The organism is Zavarzinella formosa DSM 19928 (assembly GCF_000255705.1).
Lineage (GTDB): Bacteria > Planctomycetota > Planctomycetia > Gemmatales > Gemmataceae > Zavarzinella > Zavarzinella formosa.
The window spans coordinates 9,818-24,608 of sequence record NZ_JH636445.1; the positions used below are offsets into that span (position 1 = coordinate 9,818).

Consider the following 14,791-nt stretch of genomic DNA (forward strand, 5'->3'; position numbering starts at 1 on the left):
AGGGAATGTTCTGGTCCACCCCGTCGGTCGCCGGGGAATCGGTGCTGATCCGCAGCACGGACTCACTGTATTGTGTAAAGAAGTGAGAGCGGGTTCTCCGGATTCTGAACTCCGGATCAAGCAAAATTGATTGAAGCAAAACCCGTGAAGCCGCGACTCGGAGGCTTTGCGGAGAGGAGCGAGTCCGGAGATTGTCACCAAAGACCTTGATTCGAGGACTTGTGTGACGGTCTCGGGACGCGCTCCTCTCCGCAAAGCCTTCGAGTCGCGGCTTCACGGGTTTTGAAAAACTGGCCGTCTCACTTCTGAAACAACGCTTCCACATATTCATCTGGGTTGAAGACATCCAAGTCTTCGATCCCTTCGCCGACGCCGACGTATTTCACGGGGAGGCCGACTTTTTGCTTGATGGCGAAGATGGCGCCCCCTTTGGCCGAGCCGTCCAGTTTGGTGAGGACGATGCCGGTGCATTTCACGCTTTTGGAGAACATCTCGGCTTGCGTGACGGCGTTTTGCCCGGTGGTGGCGTCCAGCACCATCAGCGTGTCGTGCGGCGCTCCCGGAATTTGGCGGGTGACGACCTTGTGAATTTTTTCCAGTTCCCGCATCAAGTGGGCCTGCGTGTGCAATCGGCCGGCGGTGTCCACGATCAGCACATCAAAGCCGCGGGCCTTGGCTTTTTCGCAGGCATCGTGGGCAACGCTGGCCGGGTCGCTGCCTTGGGCGTTTTTCACGATGTCGCAGCCGATTCGTTCGCACCAGACCGTCAGTTGTTCGACGGCCGCCGCCCGGAAGGTGTCGCACGCGGCCACCACCACTTTTTTGCCTTCGCTTTTCAGCCGGTTGGCCAGTTTGGCGATGGTGGTGGTTTTGCCGGAACCATTGACGCCGACGATCATCACCACCGTCGGGCCGTTCATGGTGTAATTGATGCCCGGCGAGGCGTCCGTGAGCATTTCGCGGAGTTGCTGCTTCACGAAAGTTTGCACGTCGTCGGAGACTTCTTTGTCGAGAAATCCCTGCCGCACTCGCTCCACGATCACACCGACGGCATAGCCGCCGACATCCGCGAGATAGAGGCGTTTTTCCAGTTCCTCCAAAAAGGCTTTGTCCACCCGGCCGCGACCACGAAATAGATCGACGACGCCCGTGAAGACGTCACGGGTTTTGGTCAGTCCTTTTTTCAGCTTCGTGAAGAATTTCCCGAACATGGCAGTCTTGATATCCCTTTGCGATCATCCGCGTCGTTCGTTCGCCAACGCCCGTAGTTTATCGAGTTCCGGGCGTCCGATGGCCCGACTCCCGACATTTCGTGTCGCCGGGGCCGGATCGTGGCTGTCGCTGCCCCCCGTGACCAGCAAACCCAACTCGGCCGCCCACTCTCGCAGACGCTTCCCTCGGGCTTTCGATGGCCACGGGTATTCCCCCTCGACCGCATCCAACCCGAGTGATTGCATCTCGGCAAGCGTTTCCCGCGTCGTCTCTTCCGGCGGGTGGGCGAAGCTGCTCACGCCGCCCGCTTGCCGAACCAGTTGAATGGCCTCTTCCAAGGGGAGCCGTTGCTTGGGAATCTCCTTCATCTCCGGTTGATTGAGCAATCGGGTGAAGGCGTCATGCAGGGAACCGGCCGCTTTCTCTTCGATCAGCCAACGGGCGATGTGCCGACGGCCGAGCGACACGTCGGGCGAGAGCAGGGCGACTCGTTCTTCAACGGACGCCTTGAGGGCCGGTAATCGCCGCCCCATTTCAATGGCCCGTTCCCGTCGGCCATCCCGCACCCAACGCAGGCGGGTTTGAAGCGGCTCGCTCGTGGGATCGATGAAGTAGCCCAGAAGATGAATTTCCCGGCCATGCCAGACACAAGTGATTTCCACCCCGGCGATCACTTCCGGCATGGCCGGATTTTGCGGCGACGAAAAGCCGGATCGGTTCCAGTCGACTTCCACCCCGGCGATGACTGTCGGCATCCGGCCAAGTGATCGTAGCGGGGCGACGGCGGCTGTCGTGTCGTGATCGGTGACGGCGATGGCCCCCAGCTTCGCCGCGCTGGCTCGGGCGATCAGGTCTGCCGGGGTGTGGGTGCCGTCGCTGAAATTGGTGTGAAGGTGTAAGTCGGCTCGAAAGGGATCGCGCAACCGGGCCAGTTGCGAACAGATTTGGGTGAACCGGGAACCATTCATCCGACGGTTTCCGCAACGGCCACCGGGGCCGATGGGGCGGCTTTCGCTTTTTCTTCCGTGTAGACGCGAAAAACTTTGTCCAACACGCCGTTCACGAACGACGGTGAATCCTTCGAGCCATAACGCCGGGCCAGTTCGATGGCTTCATCCAGCGCGACGGCCGCCGGGGTGGGTTCCTTGGCATGAACCAGTTCGTAAGCCCCGAGCCGCAGCACGTTCCGGTCCGACGCGGCCATCCGGTGAAGTTTCCAGTTTTCCGAGGCGGCCGAGATGCGGGCGTCCAGTGTTTTCAGCACTTCCACGACGCCATCGTACAAACCGAGGCAGAACTCGTAGGCCGCCGCCTCTTCGGGACGAATTCGGCCCGTTTCATCCCGACGAACGCCGAGCCGGTCGCGGGTGAATTGCTCGATGGCTTTCCGGGGCACGTCCGCGTTTAAGTCACGCTGGAAGAGCAACTGCAAAGCCACCTCACGCGCTCGGGAACGTCTCGTCATCACAGGCCAAATCCTCCGGGTCAGAACATTAATCTAGGAGAGCCGCCAAGTCCGGGACAACCTTTGCTATAAATCCGGAATGCCAGACACCCTTGCCGAGCATTGCCGCCTCGCCAGAACCGCTCAGCAAATCTGGGGCCGCGCCTCTCTTAATGAGAGACTGGTTCCGGTGAGGAAATTGCGGCATTTATTGGCCCGCGACGCCCGCGAACTGGCCCTCACCGTCACCCAAGATGTCGAACGTTCGGCCACCGAAGTCCTCGCCTCGGATATTCTTCCCTCGGCCGACGCCCTTTGGTTTCTCGAACGAAATGCTTCTCGAATTCTTCAACGAAAACACTTGAGCCGCCGTGTCCGGCCGGTTTGGCTCTTTGGCGGCCGGGAACACATTAACCGTGTTCCTTGGGGTGTTGTCGGGATGATCGGCACATGGAATTATCCGATTATCCTGAACCTTGTGCCAATCATCCAAGCACTCGTTGCCGGAAACGCTGTCTTGTGGAAGCCTTCCGAACTCACTCCCACGGTTGCACAAAAAATCACGAGTTTGTGCCAAGAAGCGGGCTTTCCCGACCATTTATTGACAACGCTTCCCGCCACCCGCGAAGCCGGGCCAGAGTTGATCGAGACGGACATCGACCATCTGGTATTCACCGGTTCCGAGGCCGCCGGGAAGAAGATCGCGGTTCGGCTCGCGGAACGCCTGATCCCCTCCACGCTGGAGCTTTCCGGGTGTGATGCCATGATCGTCCTCGCGGATGCCGACATCGATTTGGCCGCGCGGGCCGCCTGGCACGGGGTAACGCTTAATCGGGGGCAAACTTGCCTTGCTGTTCGCCGAATTTTGGCGGAACGGCCCGTCTATCCCGCGATGATTGAAGCTCTCCGCAAGCACGCCCCGGCCTCCCGTGCCGAACCTCTCGCCTTGTGGCCGCAAGCACAACAAGCGGAACGGCTCATCCATGACGCCCTTGCAAAAGGGGCCAAGTTAATTGCCGGTAATCCCCCAGCCGCCGAAAACGACCCGCCCCGATTTCCACCGACAATGGTGTGGGATGCCACGCCGGAAATGGCGGTCTGCCGGGAGGCGTCCTTCGCCCCCATTGCGGCCGTGATGCCGTTCGATGATTTCGATGATGGATACTACAAATGGAAGGCCAGCCCCTTTCAGCTATCCGCTTCCGTCTTCACACAAGAATCGGCCAAAATTGAGGCATGGGCCGCAGTTTTGACAGTGTCGGCGTTGGTGGTCAACGATGTGATTATGCCAACCGCCCATCCGGCGGCGGCATTCGGCGGCTGCCGGTCGGCCGGGTGGGGGGTAACCCGCGGCGAGGAAGGCTTGATGGCGATGACGACCCCGCAGGCGGTTCTCACCCGCCCGGGCCGCTTTCGCCCGCACTATGATGGCCCGGACGCGCCGGGCACGGCCGAAATTCTTAACGGCTTGTTGCAATGGAAACATGCCGAACAACGCGGAAGCCGCTGGGCCGGTTTCCGGGAAATGTTGCGGGGAGTATGGAAAGCCAGAAAGTGACGCCGATTTGGCATTGATGTCACGGATTCGGCTCGGTTTTCTCCATAAAAACACTTTCTCCCCCTTGGTGCATCGCAATGAACAACGAACCCCCGCCGGACATCGACGGCATCACCGAAAAACTCGGGCCGTTTGTGGCGCTTTACCCCGGTAACATGTTAAATGTGATCGCCGGTTTTATCGTGGGGCCGCTAATGATACTCGCCGGGATCGGCGGGACCGGCTTCCTGATCTGGTATGCCCTGACAGAGGAACATTTTGACGCTCGCGTGCTGAAGGCACTGGTGTTTCCCTTCGTCGCCGTCTTTGGTTGGGTGACTCTGCGCTGGGCCTACAACAACCGCAAAACACGGATCATCGTTTGCAAAGACGGTCTGGCCTTCGAGCATCCCAAGGGAATCCGCTGGTTCCCCTACGAGGACATCACCGAAGTGAAACAAACCCGCATACAGGACGGCCGGGACGAGAACGACCGGCCGTTCATGAACCGGGAAACCAAATTCACGATCAAGGCCACCGATGGCTCGGAATTGGAAGTCACTCCCAATCTGGTGAACAAGCACCTGACCCTCATGCGGCTCGTGTACGACAAAACACGCACCCACGGCACGAAATGGACCTTGGTCAAGGCGTGAAACCTCTTCGCCCGGCGACTAATCTTTTTCCCAAAGGAATCGTCACATGCTTTCTCTCTCCCTGTTGCTTGCCTCCGTGATCGGGGCCGGCGAACCCGTCGTCCCGTTGTGGGAAGACGGCAAAGTTCCCGATGTCGTCGGCGCGCCGGATAAGAACAAGCCGACCGTGATGGTTTTCGCGGCCCCGGCCGACAAAGCCAACGGTGCGGCCGTCGTGGTTTGCCCCGGCGGCGGATATGGCTTTTTGGCCGACGATCATGAAGGCAAGCAGGTGGCCGAGTTTCTAAACGGTCTCGGCGTCCATGCTTTTGTGCTGAAGTACCGCATCGCGTCCAAGGAACGGCCCGGACCGTTGATGAACGCCCCGATGCACGATGTGCAGCGGGCGATCCGTTATGTGCGGGCCAACGCGGAGAAATACAAGATTGATCCGAAGCGAGTCGGCGTCTGGGGCTTCTCCGCCGGCGGCCACCTCGCCTCGACGGCCGCCACGCATTTTGACGCCGGCAAGGCCGATGCCGCCGACCCGATTGACAAAGTAAGCTGCCGGCCCGATTTCGCCATTTTGGCGTATCCGGTCATCTCGATGGAAACCGGAACCACGCACGGCGGTTCCCGCAACAATCTGATCGGGGCCAAACCGGACGAGAAACTGGTTGAGTTTTTCAGCAATGAAAAGCAAGTGACCAAAGACACCCCGCCGACGTACATCTTCCACACGGCCGACGACAAGGCCGTGCCGGTGGAGAATGCCAAGAAGTTTTACGAGGCCCTGAAAAAAGCCGGTGTTCCGGCCGAATTGAACATCCATGAAAAAGGGCCGCACGGCGTCGGCTTGGCCCGTGATCCGAAGTGGACCAAAGGGGCCGATGGCGGGCTGGCCAAATGGCCCGACCAATTGGCCGCATGGATGAAGACGCAAGGACTGCTAGAAAAGAAGTGATGAACGAACCTTGGTATCTCACACGTGAACAAGTCCGGGCCATCGACGCAACGGCGATGGCCCTTTTCCACATGCCCGGTGTTCTCCTAATGGAAAACGCCGGACGCGGGGCGGCCGAAACGCTAGCCCGTCTAAACGCCGACCGCGAACCGGTCCTCATCGTCTGCGGCGAGGGAAACAACGGCGGGGATGGCTTTGTGATCGCCCGCCATTTGCAAAATCTCGGCATTACCGTTGAACTGCGACTATTCGCCCCGATGACCCGCCGGGGCAGTCCCCGTTTGTCCGATGATGCCGCGATCAATTTCGAGATCGCCAAATCGGCCGAAATCCCGCTGGTCATCACCGATCTGTTGGAACCGGGCGACTGGCTCGCGCCCTTTGAGGAAGCGTGTCGCCAAGCCGGTTGGATCGTGGATGCCCTGTTCGGCACCGGGTTGACCCGGCCCGTCGCGGGAGTGCATGCTCAAGCCATCGAGACGATCAACGCTTCCGGAAAGAAGATTTTCGCCATCGATTTGCCAAGCGGGTTGAACGCGAACAGCGGCGAATCGCCGGGGCCGACGGTGCGGGCTGGTCACACGGCCACCTTCGTCGCCCACAAAGCGGGGTTTCAAAATTCAAACGCGAAATTGTTCACCGGCGAAATTCATGTGATCGACATTGGCGTGCCGAAGAAACTACTTGACGAGGCTCGCCGAGACGCCGGGTGACCGCCGATGGATGCCCTGAAGTTCATCAATGCGAAGTCGAAGGGGAAACGCCAGCCCGTCTATGTGCTGTCCGGTGATGAAGACTTTCTCAAGCGACATTGTCGGACGATCATTGAATCGCACATCTTGGGGGACACCGATCCCGCCTACGCCCTGACCGTCTACAACGGCGAAGACCTCGACTTCTCGACGGTGCGGAATGAACTCGATTCCGTTTCATTTTTCTCTGAAGTTCGCTTGGTGATTGTCGAACAGGCCGAGGACTTCGTCACCAAGTTCCGGCCGACGCTGGAAAAATATCTCGCCCAGCCCTCGTCTGTCGGAGTGTTGGTCCTGGAAGTGAAATCCTTTCCCGCCACCACCAAACTCGCGAAGGCACTGCCGGAGGACGCCCATCTGGTGTGCAAGGGGCCGCCGGATTATCGGTTGCCGCTTTGGTGCGTCGATTGGTGCCAGACCCATTACGACAAGAAAATCGCCACCCCGGCTTCTCAGTTATTGGTCGAATTGGTCGGCACCGGAATGGGCCAGCTTGACCAGGAATTGCGAAAACTTCGAGATTTTGTCGGTGATCGTCCAAGCATCGAAGCGAAGGATGTGGACGAACTCGTGGGCAAGAGCCGCGAGCAGATTGTCTTCCGGATCATGGATGCCGTCGGCGAGGGAAAGACCGAGGAAGCGGTTCGCATTTTGGTGGAACTGCTCGATCACGGCGAAGAACCGATGAAGCTACTCGGCGGGTTGGGCTTCCAGCTTCGCAAGCTGGCCCGCGTGGCCCGCGCCAGAAAGCAAGGGGCAACTTTAGAAGATGCCTTTGCAAAAGCGGGAGTGCCCAACTTCCCCGCCGCCCGCGATGCCGCCCGGCGTCAGTTAAATCATCTCGGCATGGCCCGCCTGGAAAAGATCCACGACTGGCTTCTGGAACTCAATTCCGGCCTCAAGGGAGGCAGTGAACTCCCCGAACGACTTCAACTCGAACGACTCGTCGTGCGACTGGCCCGCCCCCGTTCCTGAGCCGCCCAGCGCTTCAAATACATTACTTTTTGTGAATCTGTTTTGATTATTCCGGTTATCCGGGATCTTGCAATTCTCCGCATCATGCCCGGAAAGCCAGCCATGCCAGTGCAAGCCCCCCTCCTTGTCTAAATAACCGCCGGATCGCCTTGGAGAAACCAACCCCGCAAGGCAGAAATATACATGTAACCGCAGGAATCGTTCCAGGACGGTATTTCCGCCATCAGACTCCATGACCCGAGTGACCTGTTCATGAAGGAATTACGGATCAGCCTGTTTAGTCTGCTGGGGGTATTCGCCCTTACGCAGTACTCCTCAGCCGCCTTTTGCGGCGTGTGTTCTTATTCCAGCCCCACCATCCTCAGCAGCGATCAATGCTGCATGCCGGCCGTCCGGCATCGGGTACGGTATGAAGCGGTCACCGAGACACAAACCAAGGTTTGTTATCGTCCCGTCTATCAAACCGTGATGGAGCAACAGCCTTACACAGTGTGCAAGCCGGTGTACGAACAATGCTTCCGCGAGCATCGTTACACCGTGCAACGTCCGGTCACTGAATACTACGATGTGCAGCAACCCTACACGGTGATGAAGCCCGTGTACGAGCAGCATTATCGCGAGCATCGGTATAACACGTATCGACAGCAGGTCGAGGAATACCAAGTCGCCATCCCGTACACAACTTGCAAACCTGTCTACGAAACTCACTATCGTGACGTGCCGTATACGGTGCAAAAGCCGATGGTGCAGGAATACCAAGTGCAAATTCCGTATTGCACCTACCGCCCGGTGTATGAGCAGCACGTTCGCCAAGAATGCTATACCGTGCCCCGGCAAATGGTGCAGGAATACCAAGTGGCGATTCCTTATTGCACGCAACGGCCGGTGTACGAACAGCATGTTCGGCAAGAACGATACACCGTCAGCAAGCCGATGGTGCAAGAGTATCAGGTTCAGATTCCCTACACCGTGTGCAAGCCGGTGTATGAGCAACACGTTCGCCAAGAACGATATTGCACCTATCGAACCGTGACGGAACCTTATCAGGTTCAGATTCCTTACTGCACGCAACGGCCGGTTTACGAACAGCATGTTCGCAAGGTTCCGCAAACGTGCTATCGACAGGTGACCGATTACCGGACGGAATGCCGGACGGAATATCGCATGGAGCCGGTGGAAACCACACAATGCGTGAAGGTCTGCGGCGGCGACTGGGTGGAAACCCGGGAATATTGTCCCGGCCCGGTGGTGACGAAGTGCGCCAAGACCCCCGGTTGCTGGTCGTTCGACCCGTGTTCCTGCACCAGCCGTTATTGTGACGGGCAGACGGTGAGCTACCAAGTTCAATGTCCGGGCACATGGACCTGCAAGAAGGTTTGGGTTCCGAAGGAAGAAACCAAGTTGGTGAAGTCTTGCAGCTTTGTTTGCAAGCCGTACTCCACGACGGTTCAAGTGCCGGTTTGCCGGACGGAATGCTACACGACCTACCGGGACGAATGTTACACGACCTGCCGTCTGGTGACCGAACAGCATGTGCGATGTGAAAACCGCACCCGCTGCTACACGGTGCCGGAACAACATGTGCGGGACATCCCCTACACGACCTGCAAGATGGTTCCCGAACAGCACGTGCGTTGCGAGACCCGCCGTCATTGCTACACCGTCTGCGAAGAGCGTGTGCGGGACATCCCCTACACGACCTGCCGGATGATCAAGGAAGACCACGTGCGGTATGAAACACGGAAGCAATGCTACACCGTGAACGAACAATGCGTCCGCAATGTGCCGTACACGACCTGCAAGATGGTGAAGGAAGACCATGTGCGGTGTGAAACCCGCCGCCACTGCTACACGGTGTGTGAAACGCTCTGCCGCCGGGAATGCTACCAGACCTGCAAGATGATTACCGAACAACATGTCCGGTATGAAACCCGCCGCAAGTGCAATGTGATTTGCGAACCGCAAGTTTGCCAGGTTCCTTACACGGTCTGCAAGATGGTCCCCGAGCAAATGTGCCGCACGGTGCGGTGCTGCCGGACGAACTGGGTGTGTGAGGAAAAGGTTTGCCAGGTTCCTTACACGACCTGCAAGATGATCCAAGAAACCCACACCCGGTGCGTGCCCAAGACAACCTGCAGCATGGAACCGTACTGCGTGAGCTACCAAACCTGCCGCTATGTGCCGGTTTGTGAACCCGTCTGCGAGCCGGTGTGTGACCCGTGTGCCATGCCGGTGGCCACCGAATGGAAGAGCGGCTTCTTCACCCGGATCGCCAACTGCTGCGGCAAGTAAGCTCCTCGCTCAATCGTTGTGAATCCTTCCGGCCCGCGGTTAATCCCGTGGGCCGGTTTCGTTTCCAGTTCTTAAAACCAAACTGATGGAGAAGCGAACCGCCCCGACCGGAGAACAGGCCATGCCCGCCAAGGTGCGCGTGGGGGCGGTGAACTATCTGAACACCAAGCCTCTCATCGAAGACCTGACCACGTTCGCCCCGAACGCCGATCTTCGCCTCGACCTTCCCAGCCGCCTCGCGGACCAAATGCGAGACGGCCAGCTAGATGTCGCTCTCATCCCGGTGATCGAATACTTCCGGGCCGGGGATTACACCCATGTGCCGGGGGTGTCGATCGCCTCGCGCGGGCCGGTTCTGAGTGTGACATTGTTCAGCCGGGTTCCGTGGGAACAAATCCAGTCCGTCGCCCTCGACGAGGGTTCCCGCACCAGTGCCGCCCTGACGAAAGTGCTTCTTCACCACAAACACGGTCTTCGGCCCCGAACGGTGCAACTGCCGATTGAGGTCGCCGCGGATGACATGACCACGGATGCCGTGCTGCTGATCGGCGACCGGGCGATGCAATCCTGCCTGCCGGGCTTCACCTACGCCTACGACCTCGGCCAAGAGTGGTTCGACTGGACCGGCCTGCCGTTCGTCTTCGCCGTGTGGGCCGTGCGGCCGGGAGTTGATTTGCGAGGCGTCGATGCCGGTCTTCGACAGGCCCGCGATCACGGCTTGCAACGGGCCGGGCATATCGCGTGGCGGGAAGCGCCGGGGCTTCAGCTGGACGCCGGAATGTGTCGGCGGTACCTCAGCAATATTTTGAGCTTCGATTTAGGCGAGGCCGAACTTGCCGGACTTCGCCGGTTTTATCAACTGGCTTGCGAGCTTGATCTTGCCCCGGAAGGGGTGGAATTGCGGGAATATGCCGCCCCGCTTGTCGCCGCCTGATGTTTGCCGATGAAATGATGAGTCAATTGATTGTCGGGATCGGTTGAGGAGGGTGTTTGATGTCGGATATCCAGCGAATTTTGGACAAGGCCGTCGCGGGAAACCGCCTCTCGTTTGACGAGGGGGTGAAACTATTCGATTGCATGGACCTGCACGCCCTCGGCCGGGCGGCGCATGCCGTCACCACCCGGTTGCACCCGGAACCGTATCGCACCTACAACGTCGACCGGAACATTAACTACACGAACGTCTGCGCGGCCGTATGTGATTTCTGCGCGTTCTATCGCAAGTCGGCCGATGCCGATGCTTATGTGCTTTCTCGAGAAGTGCTTTACAAAAAAATCGAAGAAACCATCGCCCTCGGCGGCGACCAGATTTTGATGCAAGGGGGAATGCACCCCTCGCTGAAACTGGAATGGTACGAAGAACTGCTGCGTGATTTGAAGGCCCGGTTTCCGAAAGTCAATCTCCACGCCTTCAGCCCGCCGGAACTCTGGCACTTTCACCGCATCAACAAAATCCCCCTGCGGGAAGTCCTGCAACGACTCAAAGACACCGGAATGGGCAGCCTCCCCGGCGGCGGCGGAGAAATCCTTGTTGATCGGGTTCGGAAGGAACTGACCAAAGGCAAAGCCCTCTCCGACGAATGGCTGGAAGCCAGCCGGGTGTGGCATCAACTCGGCGGCAAATCCACCTGCACCATGATGTTCGGGCATATCGAAACCATCCCCGAACGCATTGAACATTTGGAACGGTTGCGAAGTCTGCAAGACGAAACCAACGGTTTCACCGCCTTCATCTGCTGGACGATGCAACCGGGACACAAGATGTCCCACTTCCCGCAAGTCGGCGTGTTTGAATATCTGCGTACCCAAGCCATTGCCCGGTTGTATTTGGACAATATTCCCAACATCCAATCCTCATGGGTGACACAAGGGGCGAAGATCGGCCAAGTGGCCCTCTTCTACGGCGCGAACGACATGGGTTCGCTGATGATCGAGGAAAACGTCGTCGCCTCAGCCGGCACCGTGCATTACCTGACGCTCGAACAGATCAAACGCTCCATCCGCGAAGCGGGCTATATCCCCCGACAACGAAACGTCTATTACGAATACATCGACGAAGGCCCGGCCTTGCCGGTCGGCCTGCGAACCACGGGAACCCCAAGTCTCTCTCTTCCCGTGATTGCTTAACAGGTTCATTCACGGGTGGGTTATGCTGGTCATCGACGGTTCGCAGGGCGAGGGGGGCGGTCAAATCCTGCGCACGTCGCTGGCGATGTCTCTGCTCACCAAGACGCCGATTCAAATTCACAAAATCCGGGCGAACCGGACTCCCAAGCCAGGACTTCAGGCCCAACATCTCACCTGTGTGCGGGCGGCCGCCGAAATCGGGAACGCCCGTGTGGATGGCGACCGCCTCGGTTCCAGCCACTTGTCGTTCATCCCCGGTGAGATTGTCGGCGGCACTTATCGCTTCCCCATTCGCACGGCCGGGGCGACTTCCCTTGTGCTGCATACGGTCTATTTGCCGTTGGCGCTGGGAACCAAGGCGGCCTCGCGCGTGGTCATCGAAGGGGGCACGCACGTCATCAACGCACCGAGTTACCACTTTCTGGAACGAACGTGGGCCAAGGCCATGTCACTAACGGGCCTTTCAATCACACTGCAAATGCACCGGCCGGGGTTCTACCCTCGTGGCGGCGGCGAGATCGAAGCCGAAATCCGTCCCGTGGAACGGCTGTCGCCGATCAATCTCACGGAGCCGGTGAAGCATACTTGTGCGGAGGTCGTCGGGGCCGTCGCCGGGTTGGACCCAGACATCGGTAAGCGACTAGGGCGCAAGGCGGCGGTGCTGCTCCGCGATCTTGGGTTGGAGGCGGAGCCAACGGTGGAAGAATGGTCCGGCGGCCCTTCCTGTGTGATGATGGCCACCCTCACAAACGGGCCAATTCCTGCGTTGGTTTGCGGTTTGGGTTCTCGCGGCAAACCGGCCGACGCGGTTTCGACGGAGGCCATCGACGAGTTGAAGCCGCATCTGTTGTCGCAGGCCCCGGTTGATCCGCACACGGCCGATCAATTGCTACTGCCGTTGGCCTTTGCGGACGGCGAATCGGTGTTTCGCGTTTCCGAAGTGACGCAACATTTGCTGACGAATGCCATTGTCATTCACTTGTTCAACAAGGCGACCATCGAGATTGACGGCGAAGAAGGTTCGCCCGGAGTGGTGCGGGTTCGTCCGTATGGGGTATAATCATCAATTATGACGGAAGACCGCCTGCGTATCGCTCAGATTGTCCCCGCGACGGAAGCCGAGGGGCCGGGCCGCCGCTTTGCCCTGTGGTTTCAGGGGTGCCCGTTGCGATGTCCGGGATGTTGCAACCCGGAGTTTCTCACCTTCAACGGCGGGGAACTGGTTGAGGTTTCGGCCGTCATTGAACAAATCTTGCGGGCGAAACGAGAAGAAAACATCGAGGGAATTTCCCTGTTGGGGGGCGAACCGCTGGCCCACGCCGCCGGGGCCGCCATTCTGGCGAAAACCGCTTGGGAACATGGCCTGAGCGTGATGGTTTACAGCGGTTATGTGCTGGAAGCCGCCCGCGAATTGCCGGACCCGGCGGTGGCCGAACTATTGGCCCACACAGATATTCTCGTTGACGGCCCCTATGTGCGGGAACAGCCTGACACCACCCGGCGGTGGATCGGTTCCACGAATCAGCGGGTTCACTTGTTCACGGAACGCTACCGGGCCGACGATCCCTGCTGGCGGTCGCCGAACACGTTGGAGATCCGGGTGCGGAAAGGGGAGATTTCCGTCAATGGCTTTCCGGCCCCGCAAGCGGTAGGATTGTGGAAGAAGCCCCGCCGTGTGGAAGGATGACGTGCGATCATGAGCGAACCGGCCGACGTGCGAACCGTCTCCCGCTTCGAGGCGAACCTGCTTCGTATCGCTCGCTTCATCCTGAAGCAATCTCCGGTGGAGCAGGCGCAACGGCTGATCGTCGACAAGATCGACCGGCCCCGCTGTCTCAGCGGCGACTGTCTTCATTTGCTGAAGGATTCGCTTCGCAAAGGATCGGTATTGTGTCTGGTGCGGGCCGGGGCATGGAAGCGTGATCGTTATTTGCGAGACAGCACGCCGAAATTTGGCCGATTGTGGGAGCGGACGGTGGCCGAGCGATTGGCCCTCTCCTTCGGCAAACCGACGGTGGAACTGCTCATGTGGTTGACCGCCACGCGGGCCAAAGAGGAAAAACCGTTTTGGCGGGACGACATCCGACGCCACAGCATCGGGGACCAGTATTTCGGCTTCCTGACCTACGAAGCCCTGAAACTATGCGACGCGGAATTGGCCGCTAGCATGCGGACGAGCAATGTTTGTCTGGAAAATTCCCTGATCCGGCTGGCGTATGCCGGGGATTTTGCCACGGGGCAGGCATTGCCGGTGCCCTCGTTCAAAATCTGGCTGGAAGAACCGGGGATTTATCTCTTGGAGGCGTTGCAGCCGTTCCTTGAAAATCGCTGGCTGGAGGTTGAGCGGAACAAAGGCCAGATCGGCGATTGGGGAACGATGGCCCAACAGGGGTTGGCCCAGCTTCAAGTATTAGGTGCCTATCTGGAAGCCATCGAACAAGCCGGACGCCGGGATTTGGGGCGATTCCTGCTCGGGACGTTGTCCCGATTGCTTTCAAGCGGAGACATGTCGGCCAGTTTCTGGACCGGCGGTTTGCAAGGAGCCGGACCGCCCCGATTGGCCGAGCGGTTGGAAACCCAGCGCAATGCCTTAAGCGTCCTTCGGCAGACGGTCCGCTTGCGGACATGGGAACAAACCGCCCGGCAATCGGGTTACATGGACGAAGATTATGCCGTCAGCCAGTTTTGGCTCGGCGAATGGGAACGCTATCAATTGGGAACGGTGGTCGAACGGGCCGACCGTGTGCTTCAACAGGTGGAACCACTTCGGATCGGGTAGGAAGCATTCTCGCCTTGGCCGGGATTGCCGGAAAGTAGGTCAGGCTTTCTAGCCTGACAGATCTGTCAGGCTAG

Annotated in this window: 14 protein-coding genes; 11 read left to right on the top strand and 3 right to left on the bottom strand. The window is 59.0% G+C overall.

The features are described from left to right. Positions 1-299: 299 nt before the first annotated feature. From ftsY to nusB, 3 genes are read right to left on the bottom strand one after another with little or no spacing between them, the layout of a single operon-like run. Positions 300-1,211: a signal recognition particle-docking protein FtsY gene (gene ftsY / locus BGIM_RS0131985; protein WP_020473736.1), complete on the bottom strand. Its 912-nt coding sequence runs from the start codon at positions 1,209-1,211 to the stop codon at positions 300-302. A gap of 24 nt (positions 1,212-1,235) precedes the next feature. After that, on the bottom strand, positions 1,236-2,180 hold the full coding sequence (locus BGIM_RS58645) for a PHP domain-containing protein (RefSeq protein WP_020473737.1): 945 nt from the start codon (positions 2,178-2,180) through the stop codon (positions 1,236-1,238). Then, positions 2,177-2,677, bottom strand: a complete 501-nt coding sequence (gene nusB, locus BGIM_RS0131995) for a transcription antitermination factor NusB (RefSeq protein WP_029631006.1) — start codon at positions 2,675-2,677, stop codon at positions 2,177-2,179. The genes BGIM_RS58645 and nusB overlap by 4 nt, the downstream gene beginning before the upstream one ends. A gap of 79 nt (positions 2,678-2,756) precedes the next feature. On the opposite strand from nusB, the gene BGIM_RS0132000 reads away from it, so the two are divergent. From BGIM_RS0132000 to BGIM_RS0132050, 11 genes are all read left to right on the top strand, one after another. Then, entirely contained in the window at positions 2,757-4,214 is a 1,458-nt protein-coding gene (locus tag BGIM_RS0132000) for an aldehyde dehydrogenase family protein (protein ID WP_072022295.1), read from the top strand. Between the two features lie 77 nt (positions 4,215-4,291). Continuing rightward, positions 4,292-4,849: a hypothetical protein gene (locus BGIM_RS0132005; protein ID WP_020473740.1), complete on the top strand. Its 558-nt coding sequence runs from the start codon at positions 4,292-4,294 to the stop codon at positions 4,847-4,849. A 46-nt stretch (positions 4,850-4,895) separates the two neighbouring features. After that, entirely contained in the window at positions 4,896-5,792 is an 897-nt protein-coding gene (locus BGIM_RS53495) for an alpha/beta hydrolase (protein WP_020473741.1), read from the top strand. After that, a complete protein-coding gene (locus tag BGIM_RS0132015) occupies positions 5,792-6,505 on the top strand; it encodes an NAD(P)H-hydrate epimerase (protein WP_020473742.1) in 714 nt (237 codons plus the stop codon). The genes BGIM_RS53495 and BGIM_RS0132015 overlap by 1 nt, the downstream gene beginning before the upstream one ends. A gap of 6 nt (positions 6,506-6,511) precedes the next feature. Beyond that, positions 6,512-7,519 carry a DNA polymerase III subunit delta gene (holA, locus tag BGIM_RS0132020; RefSeq protein WP_020473743.1) on the top strand — a complete coding sequence of 336 codons (1,008 nt, stop codon included), beginning with the start codon at positions 6,512-6,514 and terminating at the stop codon, positions 7,517-7,519. Between the two features lie 252 nt (positions 7,520-7,771). Next, positions 7,772-9,811 (top strand): hypothetical protein, encoded by a 2,040-nt coding sequence (locus tag BGIM_RS58650; RefSeq protein WP_020473744.1) that lies wholly within the window; start codon positions 7,772-7,774, stop codon positions 9,809-9,811. Positions 9,812-9,932: 121 nt separating this feature from the next. Beyond that, a complete protein-coding gene (locus BGIM_RS0132030; RefSeq protein ID WP_029631011.1) occupies positions 9,933-10,745 on the top strand; it encodes a menaquinone biosynthetic enzyme MqnA/MqnD family protein in 813 nt (270 codons plus the stop codon). A gap of 59 nt (positions 10,746-10,804) precedes the next feature. Next, on the top strand, positions 10,805-11,938 hold the full coding sequence (mqnC, locus tag BGIM_RS53505) for a cyclic dehypoxanthinyl futalosine synthase (RefSeq protein ID WP_020473746.1): 1,134 nt from the start codon (positions 10,805-10,807) through the stop codon (positions 11,936-11,938). A 22-nt stretch (positions 11,939-11,960) separates the two neighbouring features. Beyond that, entirely contained in the window at positions 11,961-12,998 is a 1,038-nt protein-coding gene (rtcA, locus tag BGIM_RS0132040) for an RNA 3'-terminal phosphate cyclase (protein ID WP_020473747.1), read from the top strand. 9 nt (positions 12,999-13,007) lie between these two features. Further along, complete coding sequence (locus BGIM_RS0132045) at positions 13,008-13,625, top strand: 4Fe-4S single cluster domain-containing protein (RefSeq protein ID WP_020473748.1); 618 nt, start codon at positions 13,008-13,010, stop codon at positions 13,623-13,625. 9 nt (positions 13,626-13,634) lie between these two features. After that, the gene (locus tag BGIM_RS0132050; RefSeq protein ID WP_020473749.1) at positions 13,635-14,717 is read left to right on the top strand and encodes a hypothetical protein; all 1,083 of its coding nucleotides are present in this window, start codon (positions 13,635-13,637) and stop codon (positions 14,715-14,717) included. The last annotated feature ends 74 nt before the right edge of the window (positions 14,718-14,791 follow it).

Bases quoted from the DNA above. Each gene is read 5' to 3' on its own strand.
- BGIM_RS0132050 (WP_020473749.1), top strand. From the start codon at position 13,635: ATGAGCGAACCGGCCGACGTGCGAACCGTCTCCCGCTTCGAGGCGAAC.
- BGIM_RS58645 (WP_020473737.1), bottom strand. From the start codon at position 2,180: ATGAATGGTTCCCGGTTCACCCAAATCTGTTCGCAACTGGCCCGGTTG.
- BGIM_RS0132030 (WP_029631011.1), top strand. From the start codon at position 9,933: ATGCCCGCCAAGGTGCGCGTGGGGGCGGTGAACTATCTGAACACCAAG.
- BGIM_RS0132045 (WP_020473748.1), top strand. From the start codon at position 13,008: ATGACGGAAGACCGCCTGCGTATCGCTCAGATTGTCCCCGCGACGGAA.
- ftsY (WP_020473736.1), bottom strand. From the start codon at position 1,211: ATGTTCGGGAAATTCTTCACGAAGCTGAAAAAAGGACTGACCAAAACC.
- BGIM_RS0132000 (WP_072022295.1), top strand. From the start codon at position 2,757: ATGCCAGACACCCTTGCCGAGCATTGCCGCCTCGCCAGAACCGCTCAG.
- BGIM_RS0132005 (WP_020473740.1), top strand. From the start codon at position 4,292: ATGAACAACGAACCCCCGCCGGACATCGACGGCATCACCGAAAAACTC.
- rtcA (WP_020473747.1), top strand. From the start codon at position 11,961: ATGCTGGTCATCGACGGTTCGCAGGGCGAGGGGGGCGGTCAAATCCTG.
- BGIM_RS58650 (WP_020473744.1), top strand. From the start codon at position 7,772: ATGAAGGAATTACGGATCAGCCTGTTTAGTCTGCTGGGGGTATTCGCC.
- BGIM_RS53495 (WP_020473741.1), top strand. From the start codon at position 4,896: ATGCTTTCTCTCTCCCTGTTGCTTGCCTCCGTGATCGGGGCCGGCGAA.
- BGIM_RS0132015 (WP_020473742.1), top strand. From the start codon at position 5,792: ATGAACGAACCTTGGTATCTCACACGTGAACAAGTCCGGGCCATCGAC.
- mqnC (WP_020473746.1), top strand. From the start codon at position 10,805: ATGTCGGATATCCAGCGAATTTTGGACAAGGCCGTCGCGGGAAACCGC.
- holA (WP_020473743.1), top strand. From the start codon at position 6,512: ATGGATGCCCTGAAGTTCATCAATGCGAAGTCGAAGGGGAAACGCCAG.
- nusB (WP_029631006.1), bottom strand. From the start codon at position 2,677: ATGACGAGACGTTCCCGAGCGCGTGAGGTGGCTTTGCAGTTGCTCTTC.